General features: G+C 64.3%; 1 protein-coding gene. It reads right to left on the bottom strand.

The features are described from left to right. On the bottom strand, nt 1-235 hold a 235-nt coding region (locus IG78_RS43715), incomplete at both ends, for a condensation domain-containing protein (RefSeq protein ID WP_037703555.1).

Below are 235 nucleotides of genomic sequence, written 5' to 3'. Positions count from 1 at the left end.
GCGAACGCATCCAGACTCCGCTCCCTGACCTGCTCAAGCAGCTCACCGAAAGTCAACTCGCCCGCGACCCGCGTCCGCAGCACCAGCGTGTTGACGAAGAACCCGACCATCTCGTCGAACTCACTCCGCCCACGCCCCGCCGTCGGCACACCGAACGCCACATCCTCGGTACCGCTCAACCGCGACAACAACACCGACAACGCCGCCGACATCACCATGAACGTCGTCGCGTCAT

Source organism: Streptomyces aureocirculatus (genome assembly GCF_000720475.1).
GTDB classification, from domain to species: domain Bacteria; phylum Actinomycetota; class Actinomycetes; order Streptomycetales; family Streptomycetaceae; genus Streptomyces; species Streptomyces aureocirculatus.
The sequence above is the reverse complement of the archived record's forward strand: the minus strand, read 5'-3'. Positions and strand labels throughout refer to the sequence as shown.